This window comes from Phascolarctobacterium sp. Marseille-Q4147, from assembly GCF_017968825.1.
In the GTDB taxonomy this organism is placed as follows: Bacteria; Bacillota; Negativicutes; order Acidaminococcales; family Acidaminococcaceae; genus Phascolarctobacterium_A.
On the sequence record NZ_CP072874.1, the window covers coordinates 194,539 to 218,581 of the forward strand.

Genomic DNA, 24,043 nt, shown 5'->3' on the forward strand with positions numbered 1-24,043 from the left:
ACAAAAAAGTAGATTTAAGCTATAATATTTATAAGATAACAGTCAAGCGCTATCTTATTTAATATGAAGTAGCAATCAGCTTGTCAAATTAAGGAGGGAAAATTATGTCCGCAAAATTCCATTTCATCAACCATGCCTGCTTTATTTTTGAAAAAAATAATTCCGCTATTATCTTCGACCCGTATCTGGACGATAATCCGGAAGGACTTACCGCCAAAGACATTAAGGTTGATTATATTTTCGTCAGCCACGGCCACTTCGACCATTTGGGCAGTGCCTTTGAAATCGCCAAAAATTGTGACGCTACCATCATCTCTACTGCCGAAATCTGCGGTCTGGCGCAGGAAGCCGGCTGCAAAGCGCACGCTATGCATCTTGGCGGCACCTTTAAGTTTCCCTTCGGCAAGGTACGCCTGACGCTGGCCTTCCACGGCAGCGGCGTTCCCGGCGGTCACGCCTGCGGTATCGTCATTGATTTCTACGGCACTAAGCTGTACTTCGCCGGTGACACCGCACTCTTCAGCGATATGCAGCTGCTGCCCAAGCTCAACGCCTTCGAATACGCAGTGCTTCCCATCGGCGGCAACTTCACCATGGACCCCAATGATGCGCTTATCGCTTGCAAGCTGCTGCAGGCAAAATACGTTATCCCCGTACACTACAACACCTGGCCGCCCATCGCTCAGGACGTTGAAGCCTTCAAGGCTGCCGTTGAGGACGAAACCGACAGCAAGGTACTCATTGTAAAACCAGGCAATACTATTGATATCGATTAAAAATTAAAACTTCAAAAACTTACGCCACGAAGCGTTCTTATTCACGTCGCAGTTGCCGCAATTGTTGCACTGCGACGTTGTTTTTTCTCCGAAATATTCCAGCAGTACCTTGCGCAGGCACATGGACGTATTGCAGTAGTTGGTCATTTTGCTCAGCAGCTGCAGCTCGTGCTCCTTCCAGGTCAAATCCGGCTGGTCGTGGCCGATAAGATAGGTGTTGACCGCAATATCCGCCTTGTCATAAAGCAGCAGACATTCCGCAGGCAGGCCGTCACGCCCTGCGCGTCCTGCCTCCTGATAGTAGCTTTCGATATCCTTGGGCATATTGTAATGCACCACAAAGCGTACATCCGGCTTATCAATGCCCATACCGAAAGCATTGGTTGCCACAATCAGCGGCACGCTGCCGCCGACGAAAGCATTCTGATTTTCGCGCCGCTCCTCCGGCGTCAGGCCCGCGTGATAGCGCAAGGCACTGAAGCCCTGGCGCCGCAAAAGCTGCGTCACGCTTTCCACCTTGTTGCGCGTAGCACAGTAAACTACGCCGCAATCCTTTTTATGCTTACGCATAAACTCCAGCAGCGAGCGCTCCTTGTCCTGCGTGCGCTGCACGGCAAAATGCAGGTTAGGCCTGTCAAAGCCCGTCACTACAATTTTTGCCTCCGGAATGCCCAAACGTTTGATAATATCGCGGCGCACATCCGGCGTAGCCGTAGCAGTAAAGGCTGCCACCAGCGGCTTCGTCGGCAAGGCCTGAATAAAATCGGGGATATTATAATATTCCTTGCGGAAGCTGTGTCCCCACTGCGATACGCAGTGCGCCTCATCCACCGCCACCATCGTAATATAAGCCTGGCGGGCAAAATCAATAAACTGCTGGTTGACCAGTCGCTCCGGCGCTACGTACAAAAACTTGCACTGCTTGTTGAGCGCGGCATGCAGCACTCTGCCGTACTCATTGCTGCTCATGCTGCTGTCCAGATAAGCTGCCGGAATACCGCGGGCCGTCAGTGCCTCCGCCTGGTCCTTCATCAACGATATCAGCGGCGAGATAACCAGCGTCACGCCCTTCAGCAGCAGCGAAGGCAGCTGAAAGCAGATACTCTTGCCTGCACCCGTAGGCAACACTGCCAAAACAGGCTGTCCGTGTAATATTTCACTTATAATTTCTTCCTGCCCTGTGCGAAAGCTGCTGTAGCCATAAAAATGCTGCAGCGCGCGGTGCAGAAAATCACTGTCTATAATACGTGCCATAAAGCTCCCTTGCTTCGAATAATTTATATTGTAAAAAGTATAGCATATAAGCACTTTTATGTAAAATAACTTTCGTTTTTTCTATGATCAGCTAATAAAAAACAGGTACAGCCTAAGCTGTACCTGAATTTGTTACTTCAAGCGTCTAATTAGTGTTTACGTGCGTTGAAGCATTCGCGGCAGTAAACCGGACGATCGCTGGGTTTGAACGGTACCATGGTCTCTTTACCGCATTCAGCGCAAACTGCGGGGAACATTTCGCGTTGCGGACGATCGTTTTGTACGCCCATGCGTTGTTTGCGAGCTTGACGGCAAGCCGGGCAACGGCGCGGTTCGTTAGTGAAGCCCTTTTCTGCGTAGAACTCTTGCTCGGAAGCGGTGAATACGAATTCGTTGCCGCACTCGCAGCAGGTTAAAGTCTTGTCTTCTTTCATTGTTTAATCACTCCTAATCATAGATAGAACATACCCCAAAGAACGCATTAAGATGTTTACCTTGGCTTCCCCATGTCATCTATGATAGAAGAAGTTAGGAACTTAAACGGACCACTGAGATACACCACTTACAGTATATAGTAAGCGCCTGTAAAAGTCAATCTTAGTTTATCAAAAATGCGTAAATTCTTTAATAAGAAACTTTTCATTTCTCAATATATGCTCAAATCCGCTTATTAACAGTGCTCACGGTAAAAGCTTGCTTGTAAAATAATGGTGCGGCACCGATAAGTTTACAGCAAAAACTATGACCGTCTTTTTTCGCCGCTTTAAAGAAAAACCGCGACAGCTTTTTACGTCTGCGCGGTTTTCAATCTTTAATTTTTATTTATGCAGCCAGTTTACAGAGCTTCCCTGCTCTCTGGCAAAGTGAGCATCATTGATGGTTTCGGCAATAATATTGCCCTGCCAGTCATTCAGCGTGCTGACAGAAACATTATGCACACTCAGCTTCCACAGATTGTTCAGCGGTATGCCTAGAAGCAGGCACAGCTGCACGCGGATAATACCACCATGCGATACAATCGCGATATTCTTCTCGTGACCTTCACGCTCGAAGATATAATCAAAAGCCGCCTGACAGCGACGCGCTGCATCATGAAAGCTTTCGCCCTGCGGCGGAATCCATTCGCCCGGACGCGTCAGGAAATCATCCATCTCCTTAGGCCAGCGGCGGCTGATTTCCGCATATTCCAGGCCCTCCCAGGCACCGAAGCTTACCTCCTGCAGCAAATCCAACGGCTGGTAGGACATATTTTTGCTCATAGCCAGCGGTGCTGCCGTCATGCAGGCACGCAGCATGGAGCTGCAGTAAATCTTGTCAACCGGCAGATGCTGCATATAGGCAGCCAGCTTCTCGGACTGCTCCAGACCTTTGGCATTCAACGGCATGTTGATGCGTCCCTGAAAGCGGTGTCCCTTGTTGCTGTCCGTTTCACCGTGACGAATTAAATAAATTTTACCCATTAAGCCTTCGCTCCTTTTTTAGATTGCTCTGCCAAGGAAAATTCCTTCATCTCCGCATGCACGCCTGCTTCCTCAAAGGTTTCCATTTCCTTGTAGGCCTTGATGCCGGCATTGAACAGCGTAAAGCAGACAGCAGCACCCTCACCGGCGCCGTCGGGAATATTCAGGCGCAGCGGCGCCGTAAGTCCCAGCTCCTGCAGGCATTCTTCTGCACCCGGCTCTGCGGAAACATGACCGGCAAAGCAGTAATCGAGCACGGCAGGTGCCATATCCGCTGCCTTTTTGGCAGCCTTGCAGACAGCAACGCCGTCCAGCATTACCGGCACCTTCATTGCTGCAGCCTGCAGCAGAGCGCCGGCCATAGCGGTGCGTACCATCTCATTATCAGGATTGGAAAGGCAGCCGAAGCCCAACAGCTCCAGTCCCTTCTCGTGTACCAGCTCCTGCACCAGGGCAGCGCCCTCCTCCAGAGCGTCAGCCTCCTCCTCCGAGGTTACGAGCAGAGCCACAGCCTTCGCACCGGTTTCTGCAGCCAGCACGTTCACCGGCCATTTGGCGTGCATAATTTTTTCGGCCTGAGCAGCCTCTTCGATACCGCACCATACCAGTAAATCGCGTTTAGGATAATCTAAATCCTCTTTTTCATAAATGCCCTTGATACCGCAATAGCGCGAGGTCATTTCTTCCAGCTTGGCCAGACTGCCGACCGGCTTTATCAGATTATCAAAGCGTGTCTGCGCCAGCTTCATGCAGCCTTTGTCCGCAGGCACAATCTTTTGGATTATTTCTTCTATATGCATAGCATTTTTCCTTTCTGTCTCTTTAGAATTCGGCAAAATATTGCCGGGGAAATATATCAGATTATATAGGTTGCGAGCATCAGGTAAACCACCACGCCGCATTCCGTCAAAAAGCCGTAGGTATCACCGGTAAGACCGCCCAACTGACCGCTGAGGAAATGCGCAATGCCCTGGCAGATAACGAAGGCCGCTATTGCCGTATACAGATACGGCAAACCGCAGGCTGCGACAAGCGCCAGGCAAAGTGCAAAGGCAATATAGGTGTACATCGGCTTGGCATAAGCCTTAAACATATGACCGATACCGGTTTTGCGTGCATACTTGTAGTTGACGATGTAGGTAACCATAAAGGTGCGCGTTGCTACAAAAACAGCCACCAGAGCAAAAGATAATTTTACCGGTGGCAGCGTAGTATAGGCAGCCACCTTCAGCAGCACGAGGCAGACCAGCGCGATAACGGCGTTGGAACCTACGTGGCTGTCCTTCATGATTTCCAGCATACGCTCACGGTCACGGGCGCTGAAAACACCGTCGGAGGTATCCATAAAGCCGTCATACATCAGCGCGCCGATAATAATCAGCTCCGCCAGCACCAGCATCACCGCACGCATTAAATCAGGGGTGTGCAGATAATACAGTCCGTAATTTACCGCACCCATAAAAACGCCCATTACCAGACCGACCAAAGGGAAGTACGGCACGCTGCGGCTGAAATCGTCATCATGCCAGTCCGTGCGGTTGGAAAAGCGGATTCTGGTCAAAAATTCCAGACAAGTTACAAAATCACGCATCACATCACCTGCTTAAATGATTATACACGTCCATCGCTGCCTGCAGCACAACAATAGCCAGAGAAGCACCGGTGCCCTCGCCCAGGCGCATACCGGCATCCACAATCGGCGAAAGCTGCAGCAGCTCCAGCATTTTCTTATGAGAAATATCGCTGCTCAGATGCGAGCAGAGCATATAATCGCGGCACTGCGGATAGAGGCCGTAGGCCAGCAGTGCTGCAGCCGTAGCATTAACACCGTCAACCATTGTCGGTACGCGGCGACGGGCTGCGCCGATAATTACACCGGCCAGACCTGCATGATCATAGCCGCCGACCTTGCAGAGAATATCCATTGCATCGCCCTGCTGCGGCATATTTTTTGCCAGGCCGTCGATAACAACCTGACGTTTAATCTTCATGCGTTCGTCATTAATACCGCTGCCACGGCCGACAGTCAGCTGCGGGTCCAAGCCTAAAAAGGCGCTGGCAATAGCAGAGGTAGAGGTTGTATTGCCGATGCCCATTTCGCCTGTATAAAGCATATTATAGCCTTGGTCGATGCACATATCAGCCATCTCGATGCCAACGGCAATAGCCTTTTCGGCCTGCTCGCGCGTCATCGCCGGTCCCTGGGTGAAGTCATTGGTTCCCCAGGCTACCTTTTTCTGATAAACCTTGGGCAAATCGCTCAAATCAAAGGCAGTGCCTACATCGCAGACGAAAACATCGGCGTGCGCATGACGAGCCAGCACGGTAGCACCGGCGGTGCCGCGCATATAACCGTTAATCATCTGGCGCGTAACCTCCTGCGGATAAGCGCTGACGCCGTATTTCGCAATACCGTGGTCACCGCACATCAGAACCATCGCCGTCTTTAATTTATCCGGTAAATCCTTGCCAATCATGCCTGCAAGGCCTACAACCATATCCTCCAGCTTGCCCAAGTTGGCTGCCGGCTTGTCTATCTTAGCGTAGCCTGCCCGCACTTCTTGCATACGTTCTTCATCCAGAGCAGGTATTATGATTTTCTCCATATCAGTCGTTATTCTCCTTCATCCTCAAATTTAAAAGCCAATTTTTTTACGTCTACGGCCTGACCTGCCACACAATAATACACATGATCAGCCGCATCTGCCACGCGTTGGTTAACCCAACCGGCAAGGTCACGGTATTCACGCGCCATCTGATTATCCGGCACAATGCCGCTGCCCACCTCGTTCGTAACAAAGACAACGATTTTACCGCAATTTCGTGCTGCTGCCAGCACCTTGTCAATTTCGTCAAATACTACCTGACAACGCTCCAGGAATTCACCCTCCGGCGCATCCTTGCCGTAAAGCAGGTTACACATATAAACAGTCAGGCAGTCAAACAGAACCGCTCCTGTTTCCGCTGACAGCGCTTCAAGCGTGCGCTCGGCATGATAAGGCGCTTCGTGATTAATCCAACGCGCATCACGACGCTGACGGTGCAGACGCACGCGCTCCGCCATTTCCTCATCCAAGATTTCTGCTGTAGCAACGTAATCGCATTTGGGAGAATAATGCAATACATAGCGTTCTGCAAATTCGCTTTTGCCGCTGCGGGCTCCGCCGGTAACCATAATAATTTTTCCAGGCATATTTCAACCTCCCTTCGTTTTTGTAAGCTGCATGCTTTTCATTTTAAGCATATATGAAAAAAGCTCCCTTGCGGGAGATTCACAAAATGCAGCTGCAGCCAAAAATTCTATATTTACGCATACCAAAGCCAGCCTATCTCCCGTAGGCTCCAAGCTTCGTAACAGGCAGGTCTCCTGGCTTAGCTTCATCGCCCTCAGCGCCTTCCCAACTTGCGTCAGTGACATAATTGCCTGGGCTCCGCTTACAGTAGCGGGACTGCTCCGGATTCTCACCGGCATTCCCTTTTCAGCACCGGTCTCAACCAGCGCACCTGTCAAAAAAATTCCAAGTATATATATTCGACAGCAATTCCTATAATCCTGCTAAGGCGCAAAAAAAGAGCTGCCTAAGCAGCTCTTTCAGGAATCTCGTTATTTTGCGTAATCAACAGCACGGGTTTCACGGATGATAACAACCTTGATTTGACCGGGATATTCCATTTCAGCTTCAATCTTCTTGGAGATATCGCGTGCCAGAAGCACAGCGGAAGCATCATCGATAACATCCGGCTTAACCATAATGCGGATTTCGCGGCCAGCCTGTACGGCATAGCATTTTTCAACGCCCTCAAAGGACTCAGAAATTTCTTCCAATCGAGTTAAGCGCTTCAGGTAGCTTTCCAGAGTTTCGCGTCTTGCACCCGGACGGGCAGCAGATACTGCGTCAGCGGCAGATACCAGAACAGCTTCAACACTCTTAGGCTCGCAGTCACCATGATGCGCCAGAATAGCATTGACAATCAGGTCGGACTCACGGAACTTCTTGGCAATTTCGCCGCCGATTTCAACGTGAGAGCCTTCCATTTCATGGTCAATAGCCTTGCCGATATCATGCAGCAGGCCGGCACGTTTAGCCAGAACAACGTCAACACCGAGCTCAGAAGCCATTACACCTGCCAGGTTAGCAACCTCAACAGAATGGTTCAGGACATTCTGACCGTAGCTGGTACGATATTTCAGGCGGCCCAGCAGCTTAATCAGTTCGGGATGCAGGCCATGCACACCGACAGCAAAGGTAGCCTGTTCGCCGGCTTCCTTAATCTTCTGCTCAACCTCTTTTTGTGCCTTTTCAACCATTTCCTCAATGCGGGACGGATGAATACGGCCGTCATTAATCAATTTTTCCAGGGCGATACGGGCAACCTCACGGCGTACCGGATCGAAACCGGAAATAATAACAGCCTCCGGAGTATCATCGATAATCAGATCGATGCCGGTAAGGGTTTCCAGAGTGCGGATGTTACGGCCTTCACGACCGATAATGCGGCCCTTCATTTCATCGTTAGGCAGGCCTACTACGGAAACGGTGGTTTCCGCTACATGGTCTGCTGCACAACGCTGAATTGCCAGAGAGATAATTTCTCTTGCCTTGCGGTCAGCCTCATCCTTAGCCTGTTGCTCCAGATCCTTAACCATCATAGCAGATTCATGCTTAACCTCCTCCTCGAGGGATTGCAGCAGCTCTTGCTTTGCTTCGTCACTGGTCAGTCCGGAAATACGCTCCAGTTCAACCTGACGTTTTTCCAACATAGCATCAGCCTTCTCCTGAGCAGCGTTCAGACGCTGTTCCTTAGAAGCTAGCTTTTCTTCTTTGCGTTCGAAGGATTCGATTTTACGGTCCAGATTTTCTTCTTTTTGCAGCAGACGACGCTCCTGACGCTGCAGGTCGTTACGTCTGTCTTTATTTTCACGCTCCATTTCGGAACGCAGACGATGGATTTCTTCTTTAGCCTCCATCATGATTTCTTTGCGTTTTGCTTCGCCGGTCTGCTCCGCATCCTGTACAATACGGATAGCCTGCTCTTCTGCAGTAGCAATTTTACCTTCGGCAACATTTTTGCGAACCAGATAACCTACTGCACCGCCGGCCAGACCAACTACAACAGCTGTACCGATAATTTCTAAAATCGTCCTCACCTCCTAAATGTAGATTTTTCCAAGATTTTTTTGCATAGTAACAGCAGGCGCCTGTTTGCGTCTGCTATAGATGTCCTTATTCCGTTGAATCTATAATAAAATATGTATTATCTATTCTGAAATAGGGCAAAAAATAAGGCAACCGCTTTACGCGTCGCCTCGTGAAAATCGTTGATATTAACACGATTGGATAACTACATTATAGATTATATTTAACAAAATTGTCAAGTTTAACCGCTACATATTGTCTGAAAAATGCAATTTACCCAATATAATGTGCACATATCTTGCTGAAAAGCCGCGAGCCGCCATAAAGCGTCCCGCAGCCGCATATATTTTTTTGTTATCTGTTTCTGCTGTTAGCTTACGCTGATTGCGCTGCACGAAAAGCTGCGCCGCATTCTCCGCCTGCACTTCTTCAATGTCAGGCGTAAAGCGTTCCATAATTTCCGCTGCCACGTCCGCGCGTATGCCGCGCTTGATCAGCTCCAGCTGCAGATGCTGTCTGCCGTAATAGCGTTTTGCAAGCCATGCTTCGTACACCCTTTGGGCGTAACGCTCCTCGTTCAGCAGACCGTAATCCTCCAGCTTGGCCACCGCCTCCAGCGCCTGTGCCTTAGTTGCGCCCTTGCGCTGCAAGCGCTCCACCATATCCTTATGACTGTAATCACGGTAAGACAATAAATCCAGCGCGCAGTCATAAACCTGCTGCGCGCCGGTAAAGCCTTCTTCCTTTTTCTTATTCCTTAAAGATCGACTCCACATCCTGCAACGGCTCCTCAGCTGCTTCCTTATTATCGCTCTTGGCAATCGTCACTGCGCGGATTTTAGCTTCGATTTCTTGGGCAATTTCCGGATTCTCACGCAAAAAGTCTTTAACCTTTTCCTTGCCCTGACCTAAACGGATATCACCGTAGGAATACCAGGCACCGCTCTTGTTGATAATATCAAGGTCTGCGCCCAAATCAACAAGGCAACCCTCATGAGAAATGCCCTTGCCATACATAATATCGAACTCAGCCTGTCTGAACGGAGGTGCTACCTTGTTCTTGACAACCTTCACGCGGGTACGGCTGCCGATAACATCATTGCCGTTCTTCAGAGTGTCGATACGACGTACATCCATACGAACGGTAGAGTAGAATTTCAGTGCGCGTCCACCGGTAGTGGTTTCCGGATTACCGAACATAACGCCGACCTTTTCACGAATCTGGTTGATGAAAATAGTAGCACATTTGGATTTGGAAATCAGACCTGTCAGCTTACGCAGAGCCTGGCTCATCAGACGTGCCTGCAGGCCTACGTGGGAATCACCCATTTCGCCTTCGATTTCCGCACGCGGAACCAATGCTGCAACGGAGTCGATAACGATAATATCGATAGCGCCGCTGCGTACCAGTGCGTCAGCAATTTCCAAAGCCTGTTCGCCGTTATCCGGCTGAGAAATCAGCAGATCGTCAATATCTACACCCAGATGACGGGCATATTCCGGATCCAGTGCATGCTCCGCATCGATAAATGCCGCATAGCCGCCCATCTTCTGAGCTTCGGCAATCATATGCAAAGCAACGGTAGTTTTACCGGAAGACTCGGGACCGTAAATCTCAATAACGCGTCCGCGCGGAATACCGCCGACACCAAGAGCAATATCCAGGGATAAAGCGCCTGTAGGGATAACCTCTATATTCATTTTGGCACTTGCTTCGCCCAGCATCATAATGCTGCCCTTACCAAAATCCTTTTCAATCTGGTGCATCGCCATGTCTAAGGCTTTCTTTTTATCTGCGTCCATCTGCCTGCCTCCTAATATATAAATTTAAATTTAATCGATTCACTGCTTTTATTATACAAACAAAAGTTTCTTTTGTCAAGAAAAGTTTTGTTATTTGACGTTTTGTTTAGCAGCCTCCAGCTGTGCCTGCTTTTCCTTTTCTTCCAACAGGTGCTTGATTTCATCCTGAGTATATTCATAGGTGCTGTTGCAGAATTCGCAGTGTGCTTCCGTAGTTTTATCCTGCGCCAGCTCCTCCAGAGATTTTACATCAAGGCTGCCCAGAGCCGCCAGAATGCGCTCACGGCTGCAGCGGCATTTGAAGCTCAGAGGAATGGTTTCTTTAATGTCAACATCCAGACCGCGGCCGAGAATTTCAATCATCTTTTGCGGAGTATAACCGATTTCCAGCAGCTGGGTTACATACGGAGTCAGGTTAACGTTGTTTTCCAGCTTTTCCAGAACCTCATCGGTGCAGCCGGGCATAGCCTGAATGAAGAAGCCGCCGGATGCGGTTACGTTGCCGTCCTTGTCAACCAGTACGCCCAGAGCAACGCTTGTCGGTGTCTGTTCGGATACATAGAGGTATTTGGTCAGGTCGCTGGCGATTTCGCCGTCCTGCAGCTCGCAGTAGCCGGTGAAGGGCTCTGCATTCTGCAGATAACGTGTTACGATAATATTGCCCGCGCCGATGCCGCCGCCGACATCCAGCTTGCCGTTTTTCAGGGGCAAAAATGCATCGGGGTTTTCTACATAACCGCGCACTGTGCTGCCTTCGGCATCTGCTACTACCTCGCCCAGAGGACCGTCGCCCTTCAGACGCAGGCTGATGCGCTCATTATCCTTCATGGTTGCGGCCAGCAGCAGCGCGCCGTTCATCGCACGTCCCAGAGCAGCGCTTGCCAGATGGGAGCAACCGTGCTTTTTAGCTGCCTCCTGTACCAGATTAGTGGTGCATAATGCATAAATACGTACACCGTCGGCCGTAGCCTTTGTCAAAACATCTTCCATAATATCTGCCTCACAATCCTGCCTTACGGCAAAAATTTTACTTGCTTAATAAAACAAGCCCACTAAACTACTGCTAGCGGGCTTGCAAATTTCATGCATGGGGAACAGCCTGTTATCAGCTCTTCCACAATGTCAATTATAAATCATAATAGTCAAAAAGGCAAGCGGTGAAAATGTTACATTTCTTTGAAGAGATTTACCATTTCCATTGCGGTCATTGCGCAGTCTACGCCCTTGTTGCCGGCCTTGGTGCCTGCACGTTCTACAGCCTGCTGGATGTTTTCGGTGGTGAGTACGCCGAAGGCTACGGGCACACCGGTTTGCATGCTTACCTGAGCGATGCCTTTGGAGGCTTCGGCGCATACGTAGTCAAAGTGCGGGGTTGCGCCGCGGATTACAGCGCCTAAGCAGATTACTGCGTCGTATTTGCCGCTTTCTGCGAGTTTTTTTGCTGCCATGGGGATTTCGAAGGCGCCCGGTACCCAGGCTACGGTGAGGTCTTCGTCAGCTGCTTCGTGGCGGATCAGGCAGTCGATGCAGCCGCTGAGGAGTTTGCTGGTGATGAATTCGTTGAAGCGGGCTACGACGATGGCGATTTTCATGTTTTTGGCGGTGAGTTTTCCTTCTAAGGTTTTCATGGTTATTCCTCCTAAAAATTCGTTATATGTTTTACGTTATTTTTCACTCGTAAGTATAGCTTGCATTATTGATACTTTTTGCCCGGGGCGGCAAAAAGTATCCAAAAAACGCCCTGCAGTGCTGCTTCGCCGGATTCCGGCGACTGGATTCGCAGAATTTTTCACGTCGCTGATTTTTGTATGACGTGCTTCCGATTGGTTACGTCAACACTCCAGCGAAAAATTCCTGTGCCTGTCCGTTGCTGGCGTAGTTCGCAGAACATCGATGTTCTTGCGAGCCCGTCGTCCGTTCCGGTCTGCGCAGCGCCTAGGGTGGTGTGCTGTTTGTAATAGCTAATAATGGTGTTCTAAGAAAGCTGTAAGTAAGCAATTGACATATCGTGAAGCGAATAAAAATTTTAGCAAATGAGTGTCCGGAACCGGAGAAGTGTCGCAACTGTTTGAGCGCTATGCATTACTTCTTCAGAAGAATCTACATTGCTTCGCGCGAGTTTTGCGGCACTTCGTACCGGTTCCACACGAAATTTGCGTTGTGCCCTACGGGCACGTGAAAATTTTTCTTGAGCGTAAGGATATGTTAATTGCGACACCTACACACAACTTTTTTACTTTCCGCAGTGGCAGCCACAGCCTTCGTGCAGCTTGTGGCCCATTTTCTCTTCTTTGACATCGAGATAGTGTTCGTTGTATTTGTTAGGCTCCATGATGATGGGCACGCGGTCGGTGATGGTGATGCCGTAGCCGGAGAGGCCGATGCGTTTTGCGGGATTGTTGGTAATCAGGCGGATGCTGGTAAGTCCGAGGTCTGCCAGAATTTGTGCGCCCATGCCGTAATCACGCAGGTCGGGAGCAAAGCCCAGGCGAACGTTAGCCTCTACGGTATCAAGGCCCTGGTCCTGCAGTGCATAAGCACGGATTTTGTTGGCCAGGCCAATGCCACGGCCCTCCTGACGCATGTAAACAACAGCGCCGCAGCCTTCCTTTTCAATCATCTTCAATGCGGTTGCCAGCTGGTCGCCGCAGTCACAGCGCAGGCTGCCGAAGGCATCACCAGTTAGGCACTCGCTGTGTACGCGCACGAGCACATCCTTTTTACCGGCAACATCACCTTTGACAATAGCAACATGGCAAAGGTTATCCAAATCGTTTTCATAAGCAATAATGCGGAAATTGCCATATTTAGTAGGCAGCGCAGCTTCAGCGGCACGATGCACCATTTTTTCGTGTGCCTTGCGATAAGCAACAAGCTCGGCAACAGTAATGAAAACGAGCTTATGCTTTTTGGCAAACTCGATTAAATCCGGAGTGCGCGCCATATGGCCGTCATCGTTCATAATCTCGCAGCAGATGCCTACGGGCTGCAGGCCTGCCAGCTTGCACAAATCAACAGTGGTTTCGGTGTGACCGGTACGCACCAGTACACCGCCCTTGCGTGCGCGCAGCGGGAAAACATGTCCCGGACGGCGGAAGTCGCTCGGCTGTGCACCGGGCTCAGCGCATTTTTTCATGGTATATGCGCGCTCATAAGCGGAAATACCGGTGGTGGTGTCAACATGGTCAATAGAAACAGAGAAAGCTGTTTCGTGATTGTCGGTATTGTGCGTTACCATAGCGCCGAACTGCAGCTTATCCATAACCTCGCTGTCTGCCGGCATGCAGATAAGTCCGCGTGCTTCCTTAGCCATAAAGTTAATAGCCTCGGGAGTGCACAGCTCGGCTGCCATAATCAGGTCGCCTTCGTTTTCGCGGTCCTCGTCATCAGTTACCAATACCATCTGACCTGCTTTAATCGCAGCGATGGCTTCATCAATTGTATTATACTTAAACTTTTCCATTTTCTACCTCTTTGTTGCTGCTCAGATAAACCCATTTTCCAGCAGCATATTTTTATTTAAAGCAGGCTCCTGTGTCTGCTTGGGGTTAAATTTTAACATTTGCTCTACATATTTTCCGATAATATCCGTTTCCAGATTTACGCTGTCGCCCACATCCTTAAAGCCAAGCGTCGTTTCCTTGGCGGTGTGCGGAATCAGCGATACGGAAAAGCTGCTTTCCGTAACCTGCGTCACCGTCAGGCTAATACCATCAATCGCAATACTGCCCTTTTTGATGATATATTTCAAAAGCTCCGGCGGGGTGTTGATAGTCACCACCATCGCAATACCCTCCGGTCTGCGGTTAGCAATCACGCCAAGGCCTTCCACGTGTCCGCTGACGATGTGACCGTCAAGACCGTCGCACAGGCGCAGCGTGCGCTCCAGATTTACTCTGTCGCCGGCATGCAGGCTGCCGATATTGGTCAGGCGCACGGTTTCCGGCATCACGTCGGCGGTAAAAGCGGAATCGTCCATGCTTACTACCGTCAGGCAGGCGCCGTTGACGGCAACGCTGTCACCGATTTTCAAATTCTGCAGTACCTTCGCCGCCGCCACTGTCAGGTGATAGGATTCACCCTGCTGCGCCAGCTTCTGCACCGTGCCCAGTTCGGCTACCAATCCTGTAAACATTATTCAGCCTCCTTCGGCAGCTCCTGCTTATCCAGCTCCGGCACCAGACCTGTTATCAGTACATCACTGCCTAATTTTTCCATCTCTACCTCTGTCAGCTGCCAGCCGGTTTCCACCAGGCTGCTGCCTGCACCGCCCACCGGCGGCAGAGCAGCAGCGCCGCCAATCAGCTTGGGCGCTACAAAGGCGCACACTCTATCAGCAAGGCCTGCATCGAAGAAGGCACCGTGAATTGCACTGCCGCCTTCTACCAACAGGCTGGTAATACCGCGCTCGGCCAAAGCCTGCACCACCTGCGCCACAGGCAGCACGCCGTCAGCCAACGGCAGACGTACCACCTCTACGTTAGGCAGAGCAGCCAGCGCTTCCGCCTTAACGATATCGGAATCCAGACCGGTAAAGATAATCGTATCCGCTAACGGATTTAAAACTGTCGCCATCAGCGAAATCTTCAGGCTGCTGTCGAGCACCACGCGCACCGGATTCTTACCGCGCACTAGACGTGTGGTCAGCTCCGGGTCATCCTCCAGCACTGTACCGATGCCGACAAGCACAGCGTCATGCTGCTTGCGCAGACGGTGTGCATAGGTGCGTGCCTCCTCGCCGGTAATCCATTTGCTGTCGCCGGTAGCAGTGGCAATCTTGCCATCCAATGTCATAGCGTATTTTAAAGTAATAAACGGACGCTTTTTGGTAATCCAGGTAAAGAAGCGCTCATTCAGACGCTGCGCTTCTTTTTCACACACGCCGGTAACAACCTCGATACCCTGCAAACGCAGATATTCCAAACCCTGACCTGCAACCTTGGGGTTAGGATCAAGGCAGGCCACCACAACCTTGCTGATGCCCGCACGTGCCAAGGCTACACAGCAGGGACCGGTACGTCCGTAATGGGAGCAGGGCTCCAGTGTTACATAGGCCGTTGCACCCTGAGCCATCTGCTTAGCCTCCGCCAAGGCATTAACTTCGGCATGCGGTTCGCCGGCCTTATGGTGATAGCCCTCACCCACAATATTGCCTTCGTCATCCACAATCACGCAGCCAACCATCGGGTTGGGACTGGTGTTGCCCTCTGCCTGCAGCGCCAGCTCCAGGGCCCGCTGCATATATGCTTCATCTGTCATTCTTGCCAAAATATCACCTTCCAGTAATATAAAAAACCGCATAAAGACCTAAGGAGCCCATATGCGGTAAAAAATACAGTTTTGCCACCTTTTATCATCCAGACTATACTGTCGGTACCGGAATCACACCGGTTCATGCGCTATTGCGCTAGCGGACTTTACCGCCGATCGGGAATTGCACCCTGCCCCAAAGGTTACATTATGAAGTTATTTTTATTATAGCGTCAAATTTTCTTCCAGTCAAGAAAACTATACGTGAACAGTATGATTTACTTCGCTGCCTCTTTAATAATTTCGTAGGTCCAGCGTGCAGTGTTGTACAAATCCTCTTCCTTCAGATATTCCGCAGTAGTATGCACGTTGCTCATGCCGGTTGCCAACAGGCCGCATGGCAGGCCGTAACCGCAAAGATAGTTGCCGTCACTGCAGCCGCCGGTGGTTTTCAGCTCTACCGGGAAGCCCAGTGTTTCCGCAGCGCGTGCTGCCAGCTTAATGCATTCGTGGTCCTTGTTCAGCTCCACAGCAGGACAGCCTTCCACTACGTCGAATTCTACCTGACCGCCGCCGGCCTCAACAGCCTCTTTAATCAGCGCGATGGTAGAATCCTTCAGCACTTCCAGACGCGGTACATTCAGAGAGCGCATGTCAATGACGAATTTAGCCTCCGGGCAAACGATGTTGGTGCCAACGCCTGCGTTGAACATGCCGATGTTAAAGGTAGTTTCGCTGTCCAGACGACCGTAAGCAGGCAGCTTGGACAAAGCATCCGCTGCCAGCATAATCGCATTGACGCCTTCTTCCGGAGCAATGCCTGCATGGGCAGCCTTGCCCTTAACGGTTACGTAAATATCGTACAGCTTCGGTGCAGCGTAGGTAATTTCACCCGGTGCGCCGCCGATATCCATGCAATAGCCATAATCAGCCTTAATCCAGCTTTGGTCCATGTTGACTACACCAAGGCAGCCGATTTCCTCGCTGACGGTAAAGCACAGCTGCACGTCGCCGTGAGCAACGCCGTCCTCCTTCAGTGCGCGCACCGCCTCCAGCATGGCAGCAACGCCAACCTTGTCGTCACCGCCCAAAGTTGTGGTGCCGTCGCTGTACAACACGCCGTCCTTGCGGACAACCTTGGTGCCTGTTGTCGGTGCTACGGAATCCATGTGCGCTTCAAACAGCAGCTTCGGAGCATTCGGTACGGTGCCCTTTACATAGGCCCACACATTACCGCAGGTACCGCCGGTTTTTTCGTGCGCCTTATCCATCTCCGGCTCCAAGCCAAGCTCGCGCAGCTTCGCCATAATCAGCTCTGCTTCCTGCTTTTCGTCCTTGCTGGGGCAGGGAACGCTTACCAGCTCTATAAATTCATCAATCAATCTTGTTTTATTTATCATTTCGGTCACCTCGTAAAAGTTTAGGATATAAGCATATTATATACCTTAATGAAAGCCGCGCGCAAGTTTAACTGCCGGCAATATTACAGCTGCAGATAGCGGCAGGCCAGATACAAAGCGCCCGCAACCAGGCCGCCGCAGGCACGGATGCGCAGCTTTTTCACATCCACGCGCTCCGGGTCGCTTTTCTGCAGACGGCCGATACCGCCCAACAGCAGCCAGGCGGAAAACAGCAGCATGGCCGCCGCCAGATAATCCCAGCTTTCCAATTTAGCAAAAATCTCCATTACATCACCTATTCTTTATTTTTTTGCGGACACAGATATGCATAGTGACAGTAAGCACAGCCTTCGTTACAGCTGCAGGCGAAATTCTCCTCCTCGCCCTTACCGCTGATTTCCTCGCACAGCTCTATTGCCTCCTGCAGGTACGACTTATCCAACGGCAGCTGCCAAACGCTCATATTCTGCAGGAAGTGCAGCTCAGCGCGCACAACTTTTTTGCCTGGGTACAGCTTTTCCGCAGCATCCTTATACAGCGCCAGCTGATAAGCATAACCCAGCTTCACCTCGTCAGGCTCCGGCGGCGTACCTGTTTTATAGTCCACTATTATCATGTTATCATCTTCGTCAAAAGCCAGCAAATCTATTACGCCCTCTGTCGCCAACTCCTGCTGCAGCGGCTGCACAAATTCTAATTCACGCTTCTGCTTTTTGGGCAATGCTTTATACAAATCGCTGCTGATATAAGCATCAAACATACTCTTGGCCTGTGTTGCCGCAGCGCCGGGAGCATATTCCTTCAGCGCAATGGCAAAAACAGCCTCCGCATTATAGCCATTATACAGCTCCAACGCTCTGTGCACAATACTGCCGGTTACACTTGCCGGCAGCTCGTGCGCCTGCTCGCCGGCAACTGTCTGCTCCAGCTCAGGCACTGCCAGAACCTGCTGGTAGTAATATTGGCGCTGACAATGCAGATACGTCTGCAGCGCACTTGCGGTAAAGCAGGTACGGCCACAGGCTGCGTAAGCAGGCAGCGGTGCCAAGGCCAACGGTTCCAGCGCCAGCTGCTGCTGCTCACCCTGCTGCACAACAGCCGGGCTTAAGTCATCGGCGCACAAAAGGCGTACCCACGGACAGCTGCTTTCCTGCGTTTCCCAGTCAGCCTCGTATACTGCCTGCAGCTGCTGCCACCAGCCCTTGGCAGAAGGCAGGCCGATAACAGCCTCCGGCAGCTTTTCTTCCGCCACCGTACCGACCATTACAAGCTGCTTTTGAGCACGCGTCATCGCAACGTACAGCAAGCGTCTGGCTTCTTCCTCTTCCAGCACCTTGTCGCGCGCCTTCGCCAGCTCGTACACGCCGCTGTTTTGCAGCTGCATTTCCTTATCGGGCACCTTGATGCCCAAAAGTCCCTGCTCGCCTTCCTTGCCGGGCAAATATTTAATGGAGGCGGTATCGCCATGAACTGATTTATCTAACTGCGGTAAAATAACCAAATCGAATTCCAGTCCCTTGGAATTATGTATCGTCATAATCTGCAAGGCATCATCTGCCTGTACGGTAGCAGCAGGCTCCTTGCTGCTGCTTGCACGCAAATCCTTCACATTTTGCAGCCACTCTGCCAACGAAGCCTGCTTCGTCTGGCAATACTGCTGTGCCAGGCGGCGCAGCTTTTTGACGTTAGCCAGCTTGCTGGGGCCGTTTTCCTGCTGCGACAGAACGAATTCCGGCTTCAGCTCATCCCAGAGCTGTGCGAACAGCTCCGGCAGTGCCATCAGCGCTGCTGCCTGGCGCAGGCTGTGTAAGCGTTCGGCAGCATGTATAGCCAATGCCTGCTGCTCCGGCTGCAGGTTAAGCTGCAGCTCACCGTTGCCGACAGCCTGCAGTACATCCCACAGCGGTTTGTCATTTTCGGTCTGCCAGAAAAGCTGCGTCAGTGTTGCATCATCCAAGCCGAAATAATTGGAGCGCAAAGCGCCTGCCAGCTCCAGGCTTGAGTAACGGTTGTGCAGCGCAGCCAGCAGATTCAGTATATCCAGTACCTCCTGCTGCTCATAAAAGCCCTTGCCCTTGACTACTACGCAATTTATACCATAGCCTTGCAGCGTCTGCCGCAAAATTTCGCAATGCGTCATTGCGCGCAGCAAAATAGCCTTGCTTGCTCCCGGCCTGAGCTGCGGCTCTACCTTGGGCAGCTCCTGCTGCAGATAGGCGGCGATTGCCTCAGCCTCCTTCTGCCATTTATCCTCTTTAGCGCCAAGATCATCATCCTTGGATTTATACGGCACCTGCAGCAGGCAAACCTTAGCACCGCCGGTGTTGTCACCCTCGTGATGCTCCAGGCAGATTTCCTCCTTCGGCAAATCCATCAGCTGACAAAACGCGGTATTGCAGCTTTCGACAATGCTCTGCGTGCTGCGGAAGTTGGTTTTCATGCCCAGGTTCTGCCCCGCATTTTGCGCAATATCCTCTTTTACCTTATTAAAAACGCTGACATCGGCATGACGGAAGCGATAAATAGACTGCTTCACGTCACCGACGATAAACAGATTATTCGTATTATCCAGCTTGTTACCGCAGAGCAGATAAATAAGCTGACGCTGGCGTTCGTTGGTGTCTTGGAACTCGTCTACCATAATATATTTATAGCGCTCCTGATATTTTTGCCGCAGCGCCTCATTCTTCTGCAGATGCTCGATGGCCAGCAAATCCAAATCATCATTAAACAGGACATTATTTTCCTGCTTGCGTGCGCTCAGGCAGGCATAAAAATCCTGCAGCACGGCAAGCCAATCCTGCACCAAATCGCAGCCCTTAGCGTTCAAAAGTACATTGTTCAGCTCCTGACGCAGATTTTTTAAATTAGTCAGCTCCGCTGCCAACGCCTTGCCGCTAACCTTAACAACGCCTGACGCATCCAGCAGGGAGCAATCAGGCTCCGGCGCCAGCAGCTGCTTTTGCATTTCGTCCAACAGGCCTGCGGCCTCCGTCAAGGTCTGGCGTCCCTTGGTCTTTGCCCCCAAAGACTCGCGCGCATCGATTACCTCACGCACAACAGCAAACAGCTTCTGCTGCAGGGCCGGCAGTTCTTCCTTCGCCTTAAGATAAGGCTCTGCCAGATCCTTTTCCAGCACCAGCTCCGAAAGCCTGCCTGACAGCGCATCAACCTGGTTTACAAAGCTGTTGACGCCGTAGGTCTGCACCAGTCTGCGCAAGGCCTCATTAGCCTTGATATTCTTGCGTAAATATTGCTGCAGAGTTTCCTTGAAAAAGTCCTTTTCTTCAAAATCTTCCAGCACGGTAAATTCCGGATCAAGCTGTGTTTCTACCGGGTTATCTCTCAAAATACGGCTGCACAGGCTGTGAATCGTGCTTATCGGCGCGCTCTCCACCTTCTGCAGATGCTCCTGCCAGCGCAGTCTTTCCAAATCAGTCTGCGCCTGCTCCACACATTCGCTGACAGCCTGGCGTACACGCCCCTTGATTTCGTCGGCAGCCTTGCGCGTAAAGGTTATCGCCACAATATTCGTGGGATTAACGCTCACATCCGAGCGCAGAATTTGCACAAAGCGCTTCATCAGTACATAGGTTTTGCCGCTGCCGGCACCGGCGAGCAGCGAAACATTGCTTTTAATCGTATTTATCGCCAAAGCCTGCTCCGGTGTAGGGTTCTTACTCATCGCTCTCGCCTCCCTGTCCGCCGTCGCCGCTCACCAGCTGCACACGGCAAATATCATGTAACGGGCAATATACATCGCAGCGCCTGCAGCCTGCCAATGCAAAATCGCCTGCATAAATTCTTTCTATATAATCCTTCAGCAGCTGTTCTTTTTCCTGCTTAAAGCTATCCCAGGTCAGCTCTGCGGCGTTCTTCGGCTTTTTATACGGCAAGTCGCTGTTGCCTACGCTTTCCAGCAAAAAGGCACTTTTGCGCTTGCCCTCCTTCAGCGAATAATAGCAGCCGCCGCTGACTGCAAGCTGCTCCTTGGAAAGCGCCGCCACCGCCAGCAGATACACCGGCAGCTGCAGGTCGAGCCCCTGCTCCATAGCACTGCCTGTGGGAGGAGTGCCGCTTTTATAGTCCGTAATAAAGGCATGCTCGCCGTCGCTGTCGATTCTGTCAACTCTGCCGATGAGCGATACATCACTGCCGTCACTGAGCGTCAGGTACAAGGGCTTGCCGTTTTTGGAGCTGAAATCCCATTCCACGGCATGCGGTGTAAAGCCGCCCCAACGCTGCTGGTCGGCATATTCAAAGCGCAGCCAGCGCACCAGCATACGCCATAAGCGCTGCTTTTCCACCTGCCAGATATCCTCGTTTACGGAAGCAACGGTGTTGCCGCAGTCATTACGCGCAGCGGTGCAGACATCCTCAAAGACTGCTTCCAGCTCCTCCGTCAGGTCTTCCATAGTTTCACCGATAATTTTGCTGCCAAGATAAGGCTCGACAAAATTCTTCAGCGTTTGGTGCAGAATATCACCGGCATCCCGCGGCTGCAGCAAATCATCCGCTTCCTCCGCCGCCTGCGCCAGCCACACCTTCTCCGCCAAAAAGCGGAAGGGGCAGGCAGCATAAGCCTCCAGCCTGCTCGCACTGAAGCGGCTGCCGATTTGCTTACGCAGCAGCTTCGTCGGCAGGGAATTTTGCAAATCGCCGTTATATTCCGGCTGCTGCGCCTTACGCAGAATATCCGCTTTGGCAGCCAGCCGCAGCTCCGCAGAGGGAGCCTTTTTCCCGCTGAGCTCTGCTATTTTCGGCAAATCATCAGCAGCAAAGCGCTTGTCGCTGTACGCCTCCTCCGCCGAAGCAACACCGAAATCAGGCAGCGTCTGCGCCTTCACATAGTCCTTATCCAAGCGCTTTTCCTCACTTCCCGGCTGCAAAAACAGCTTCCAGATTTCCTCCAGATAGCTGCTGGCCAGGCTTTCGCCCACATCCTCATGCCAGGTGAGGATGAGCTCCTTTTGCGCCGCACACACAGCCTGAGCAAAGAAATAGGCATCCTCATCAAAGGAGGAACCGACCGTGGGCAAATCATAGCCTGCATCCGCCAGCTGCTTACGCTCCGTATCGTTATAAATCCAGTTTTCGTTTTTAGCCTGCGGGAACTCACCCTCGCGCAGGCCCATAATATAAACGCTGTCGAAGGTCAGTCCCTGTACGTTGCCAACCTCCGTAAAGAGTACGCCGTCCCTGCGGCCGAAGCGCAGAGTAAGCTGCACCTGTCCCAAGGCCTCCTGCAGCAGGCTGTTCCATTGGCTCAGCGTCAGCTTATAGTCACTGTTTTTCGCCACCTCGTAATCACGCACCAGCTGCTGCACCGCCTTCAGCACAGCGTCCTTACTGCGCAGGCAGGCCAACATAAAGTCAAGCGGCACGCCCTGCTTATGCAAACTGCCCAAACGTTCTTCCAGCGGCAGCGCCTGCAAAAGCTGCGTCAGCTGCTCGGCATATTCGCTGATTGTTGCCTCCGCTTTGGTGTTTTCTATAAACGCATCCAGCTGCTGCCACAGCTCCGTTGCATCACCCAGCAGCTCGTGTGCCTTCTGCATAGCCTCCTGACGTATTTTGAAATACGTTTGGGTGCGCAGGCTGCTTGCCGTTTCCACATCCACATCAAAGAACAGACGCAAAAGCTCGCAGTTCAGCAGCTCCAGATAGGCCGTTGCCGCCTCACGTCCTCTGCCTGCGGCAGTAAGCAGCAGGCGCAGCATAACAGCCAACGGCTGCGACACCAGCGCAGTTGTCTGCGGCAGGCTCACCGGCACACCGTATTCATCCGCCAGCTGGCGCAAGCCGCTGTATAAGGAAAAATCGCGCACGGCAACAACAATGCGATTGGCAGCGCACTTTTCATGTGCCAGCTGCTGCTTGATACGCTTCAGCACCCAGCGCATCTCCTGCTCATCGGAGGCAAAGCAGTAGCTTTCCACACCCTCCGCAGGCACCGGCGCAGGCGCATGCCCCAAGCGACGCAGCTGCCGCATAGCAACGCCTGCCGGAGCTTGTCCCAATTCCTCTATCGAAAGGCTTTCAACAGTCGCACCAAGAATTTTCAGCGCGTTGACGGTGTTCGTACTCGCTCGCATAAACTTGGTAATTGATTCATACTTCGCCTTTTCGTCGGAGCTTACACTGCGTCCTTCGTAGCTCATGCTGATTACCAGATCATCCACATGCTTTGCCAAAGCCTGCAAAAAGTTTATCTGCACCTGGTCAAGGCTGAAGAAATCGCAGATATAGATATGCTTCCAGGGGATTTTGCAATCCTGCTTCTCCAACATCTTCTCTGCCAAACGATACTTGCCCTCCAGGTCGTACCATTTATTGTTTTCCAGATATTGACGATAAAGCAGATAAAAATTGCAGACACCCAAATCCTTTCCCTTCAGCTCATCCTCCTCAAAGGATTTTTGGATTTGACCGTAGATATCGTCCTTAGTGGCACCGCAGCGCGACAGCTGGCTTACGAGTGAGGTCATAGCCTTCACAAAGCCTGTTTTATGCGCCAGCGAGCCGAAATATTCCAGCTGCTTGTGCGTGGTCATACCGGTAAGCTGCTTGTTTTCCATCATATAGTCGATGATATCCTGCACAATCAGCTCCTGACTGCGACGGCTCAATTCCTTGTAATCGCTGCCGCCGTTAAGGTTCATCAGCTTACTGGCCAGGGTGTCCATGCCCATGGTTTCTATATTAGCGTACTTGTTGCGCACATCGTCCGTCAGCAGGCGGTTCGGCAGCACCAGCACGCCTTCGCCCAACGGCTGCCGCGAAAGCTTCTCTGCCAGCTGCAAGCGCAGGCTGCAGCCGAGAGGTACATAAATCAACTTTGCCATAACAATCTCCTTCTGTTTATCCTTAAGCGTAATATTGGTCAAATCTTTATAATGCTTATTATACCATAAGCGAATGTCAAAGATTGTCTATTTGAGGAACGGATTTTTAGGGAAAGG

The 24,043-nt window shown here is 51.4% G+C and carries 20 protein-coding genes and 2 riboswitches; of the genes, 1 reads left to right on the top strand and 19 read right to left on the bottom strand.

Annotated elements, in window-relative coordinates:
• Nucleotides 1-104: 104 nt before the first annotated feature.
• Nucleotides 105-776, top strand: coding sequence for a metal-dependent hydrolase (locus tag KAH19_RS00825; RefSeq protein WP_210684734.1), 672 nt, complete (start codon nt 105-107; stop codon nt 774-776).
• A 3-nt stretch (nt 777-779) separates the two neighbouring features.
• On the opposite strand, the gene KAH19_RS00830 is transcribed toward KAH19_RS00825, so the two are convergent.
• From KAH19_RS00830 to KAH19_RS00920, 19 genes are all read right to left on the bottom strand, one after another.
• Nucleotides 780-2,030, bottom strand: a complete 1,251-nt coding sequence (locus tag KAH19_RS00830; protein WP_009145132.1) for an ATP-dependent DNA helicase RecQ — start codon at nt 2,028-2,030, stop codon at nt 780-782.
• A 149-nt stretch (nt 2,031-2,179) separates the two neighbouring features.
• Entirely contained in the window at nt 2,180-2,464 is a 285-nt protein-coding gene (locus KAH19_RS00835; RefSeq protein ID WP_009145133.1) for a zinc-ribbon domain containing protein, read from the bottom strand.
• Nucleotides 2,465-2,848: 384 nt separating this feature from the next.
• The gene (locus tag KAH19_RS00840) at nt 2,849-3,490 is read right to left on the bottom strand and encodes a histidine phosphatase family protein (RefSeq protein WP_210684735.1); all 642 of its coding nucleotides are present in this window, start codon (nt 3,488-3,490) and stop codon (nt 2,849-2,851) included.
• Complete coding sequence (locus KAH19_RS00845) at nt 3,490-4,290, bottom strand: nicotinate-nucleotide--dimethylbenzimidazole phosphoribosyltransferase (RefSeq protein ID WP_210684736.1); 801 nt, start codon at nt 4,288-4,290, stop codon at nt 3,490-3,492. The genes KAH19_RS00840 and KAH19_RS00845 overlap by 1 nt, the downstream gene beginning before the upstream one ends.
• Nucleotides 4,291-4,346: 56 nt before the next feature.
• Complete coding sequence (gene cobS, locus KAH19_RS00850) at nt 4,347-5,081, bottom strand: adenosylcobinamide-GDP ribazoletransferase (protein ID WP_210684737.1); 735 nt, start codon at nt 5,079-5,081, stop codon at nt 4,347-4,349.
• Nucleotides 5,082-5,085: 4 nt separating this feature from the next.
• Entirely contained in the window at nt 5,086-6,096 is a 1,011-nt protein-coding gene (cobT, locus tag KAH19_RS00855) for a nicotinate-nucleotide--dimethylbenzimidazole phosphoribosyltransferase (protein ID WP_210684738.1), read from the bottom strand.
• An 8-nt stretch (nt 6,097-6,104) separates the two neighbouring features.
• A complete protein-coding gene (gene cobU, locus KAH19_RS00860) occupies nt 6,105-6,683 on the bottom strand; it encodes a bifunctional adenosylcobinamide kinase/adenosylcobinamide-phosphate guanylyltransferase (RefSeq protein ID WP_210684739.1) in 579 nt (192 codons plus the stop codon).
• A gap of 146 nt (nt 6,684-6,829) precedes the next feature.
• Nucleotides 6,830-7,013: riboswitch (cobalamin riboswitch) on the bottom strand.
• 81 nt (nt 7,014-7,094) lie between these two features.
• Nucleotides 7,095-8,639 carry a ribonuclease Y gene (gene rny / locus KAH19_RS00865; RefSeq protein ID WP_210684740.1) on the bottom strand — a complete coding sequence of 515 codons (1,545 nt, stop codon included), beginning with the start codon at nt 8,637-8,639 and terminating at the stop codon, nt 7,095-7,097.
• A 237-nt stretch (nt 8,640-8,876) separates the two neighbouring features.
• Nucleotides 8,877-9,404, bottom strand: a complete 528-nt coding sequence (locus KAH19_RS00870) for a regulatory protein RecX (RefSeq protein ID WP_210684741.1) — start codon at nt 9,402-9,404, stop codon at nt 8,877-8,879.
• Nucleotides 9,379-10,431 carry a recombinase RecA gene (gene recA, locus KAH19_RS00875; protein ID WP_009145142.1) on the bottom strand — a complete coding sequence of 351 codons (1,053 nt, stop codon included), beginning with the start codon at nt 10,429-10,431 and terminating at the stop codon, nt 9,379-9,381. The genes KAH19_RS00870 and recA overlap by 26 nt, the downstream gene beginning before the upstream one ends.
• Nucleotides 10,432-10,521: 90 nt before the next feature.
• The gene (gene hslO, locus KAH19_RS00880; RefSeq protein WP_210684742.1) at nt 10,522-11,421 is read right to left on the bottom strand and encodes an Hsp33 family molecular chaperone HslO; all 900 of its coding nucleotides are present in this window, start codon (nt 11,419-11,421) and stop codon (nt 10,522-10,524) included.
• A 176-nt stretch (nt 11,422-11,597) separates the two neighbouring features.
• Entirely contained in the window at nt 11,598-12,059 is a 462-nt protein-coding gene (gene ribE, locus KAH19_RS00885) for a 6,7-dimethyl-8-ribityllumazine synthase (RefSeq protein WP_009145144.1), read from the bottom strand.
• Between the two features lie 605 nt (nt 12,060-12,664).
• Nucleotides 12,665-13,894: a bifunctional 3,4-dihydroxy-2-butanone-4-phosphate synthase/GTP cyclohydrolase II gene (locus KAH19_RS00890; RefSeq protein ID WP_210684743.1), complete on the bottom strand. Its 1,230-nt coding sequence runs from the start codon at nt 13,892-13,894 to the stop codon at nt 12,665-12,667.
• Between the two features lie 21 nt (nt 13,895-13,915).
• The gene (locus KAH19_RS00895; protein WP_210684744.1) at nt 13,916-14,566 is read right to left on the bottom strand and encodes a riboflavin synthase; all 651 of its coding nucleotides are present in this window, start codon (nt 14,564-14,566) and stop codon (nt 13,916-13,918) included.
• A complete protein-coding gene (ribD, locus tag KAH19_RS00900; RefSeq protein WP_246869441.1) occupies nt 14,566-15,690 on the bottom strand; it encodes a bifunctional diaminohydroxyphosphoribosylaminopyrimidine deaminase/5-amino-6-(5-phosphoribosylamino)uracil reductase RibD in 1,125 nt (374 codons plus the stop codon). The genes KAH19_RS00895 and ribD overlap by 1 nt, the downstream gene beginning before the upstream one ends.
• 82 nt (nt 15,691-15,772) lie before the next feature.
• Nucleotides 15,773-15,889, bottom strand: a riboswitch (FMN riboswitch).
• Between the two features lie 70 nt (nt 15,890-15,959).
• Complete coding sequence (locus KAH19_RS00905) at nt 15,960-17,081, bottom strand: M20/M25/M40 family metallo-hydrolase (RefSeq protein WP_210684746.1); 1,122 nt, start codon at nt 17,079-17,081, stop codon at nt 15,960-15,962.
• An 83-nt stretch (nt 17,082-17,164) separates the two neighbouring features.
• On the bottom strand, nt 17,165-17,368 hold the full coding sequence (locus KAH19_RS00910; RefSeq protein WP_210684747.1) for a hypothetical protein: 204 nt from the start codon (nt 17,366-17,368) through the stop codon (nt 17,165-17,167).
• An 8-nt stretch (nt 17,369-17,376) separates the two neighbouring features.
• Nucleotides 17,377-20,766, bottom strand: coding sequence for an exodeoxyribonuclease V subunit beta (locus KAH19_RS00915; RefSeq protein WP_210684748.1), 3,390 nt, complete (start codon nt 20,764-20,766; stop codon nt 17,377-17,379).
• Nucleotides 20,759-23,926: a PD-(D/E)XK nuclease family protein gene (locus KAH19_RS00920; RefSeq protein WP_210684749.1), complete on the bottom strand. Its 3,168-nt coding sequence runs from the start codon at nt 23,924-23,926 to the stop codon at nt 20,759-20,761. Before KAH19_RS00920 ends, KAH19_RS00915 begins: the two co-directional genes overlap by 8 nt.
• Between the last annotated feature and the right edge of the window lie 117 nt (nt 23,927-24,043).

Bases quoted from the DNA above. Each gene is read 5' to 3' on its own strand.
- KAH19_RS00825 (WP_210684734.1), top strand. From the start codon at position 105: ATGTCCGCAAAATTCCATTTCATCAACCATGCCTGCTTTATTTTTGAA.
- KAH19_RS00830 (WP_009145132.1), bottom strand. From the start codon at position 2,030: ATGGCACGTATTATAGACAGTGATTTTCTGCACCGCGCGCTGCAGCAT.
- KAH19_RS00835 (WP_009145133.1), bottom strand. From the start codon at position 2,464: ATGAAAGAAGACAAGACTTTAACCTGCTGCGAGTGCGGCAACGAATTC.
- KAH19_RS00840 (WP_210684735.1), bottom strand. From the start codon at position 3,490: ATGGGTAAAATTTATTTAATTCGTCACGGTGAAACGGACAGCAACAAG.
- KAH19_RS00845 (WP_210684736.1), bottom strand. From the start codon at position 4,290: ATGCATATAGAAGAAATAATCCAAAAGATTGTGCCTGCGGACAAAGGC.
- cobS (WP_210684737.1), bottom strand. From the start codon at position 5,081: ATGCGTGATTTTGTAACTTGTCTGGAATTTTTGACCAGAATCCGCTTT.
- cobT (WP_210684738.1), bottom strand. From the start codon at position 6,096: ATGGAGAAAATCATAATACCTGCTCTGGATGAAGAACGTATGCAAGAA.
- cobU (WP_210684739.1), bottom strand. From the start codon at position 6,683: ATGCCTGGAAAAATTATTATGGTTACCGGCGGAGCCCGCAGCGGCAAA.
- KAH19_RS00870 (WP_210684741.1), bottom strand. From the start codon at position 9,404: ATGTGGAGTCGATCTTTAAGGAATAAGAAAAAGGAAGAAGGCTTTACC.
- recA (WP_009145142.1), bottom strand. From the start codon at position 10,431: ATGGACGCAGATAAAAAGAAAGCCTTAGACATGGCGATGCACCAGATT.
- hslO (WP_210684742.1), bottom strand. From the start codon at position 11,421: ATGGAAGATGTTTTGACAAAGGCTACGGCCGACGGTGTACGTATTTAT.
- ribE (WP_009145144.1), bottom strand. From the start codon at position 12,059: ATGAAAACCTTAGAAGGAAAACTCACCGCCAAAAACATGAAAATCGCC.
- KAH19_RS00890 (WP_210684743.1), bottom strand. From the start codon at position 13,894: ATGGAAAAGTTTAAGTATAATACAATTGATGAAGCCATCGCTGCGATT.
- KAH19_RS00895 (WP_210684744.1), bottom strand. From the start codon at position 14,566: ATGTTTACAGGATTGGTAGCCGAACTGGGCACGGTGCAGAAGCTGGCG.
- ribD (WP_246869441.1), bottom strand. From the start codon at position 15,690: ATGACAGATGAAGCATATATGCAGCGGGCCCTGGAGCTGGCGCTGCAG.
- KAH19_RS00905 (WP_210684746.1), bottom strand. From the start codon at position 17,081: ATGATAAATAAAACAAGATTGATTGATGAATTTATAGAGCTGGTAAGC.
- KAH19_RS00910 (WP_210684747.1), bottom strand. From the start codon at position 17,368: ATGGAGATTTTTGCTAAATTGGAAAGCTGGGATTATCTGGCGGCGGCC.
- KAH19_RS00915 (WP_210684748.1), bottom strand. From the start codon at position 20,766: ATGAGTAAGAACCCTACACCGGAGCAGGCTTTGGCGATAAATACGATT.
- KAH19_RS00920 (WP_210684749.1), bottom strand. From the start codon at position 23,926: ATGGCAAAGTTGATTTATGTACCTCTCGGCTGCAGCCTGCGCTTGCAG.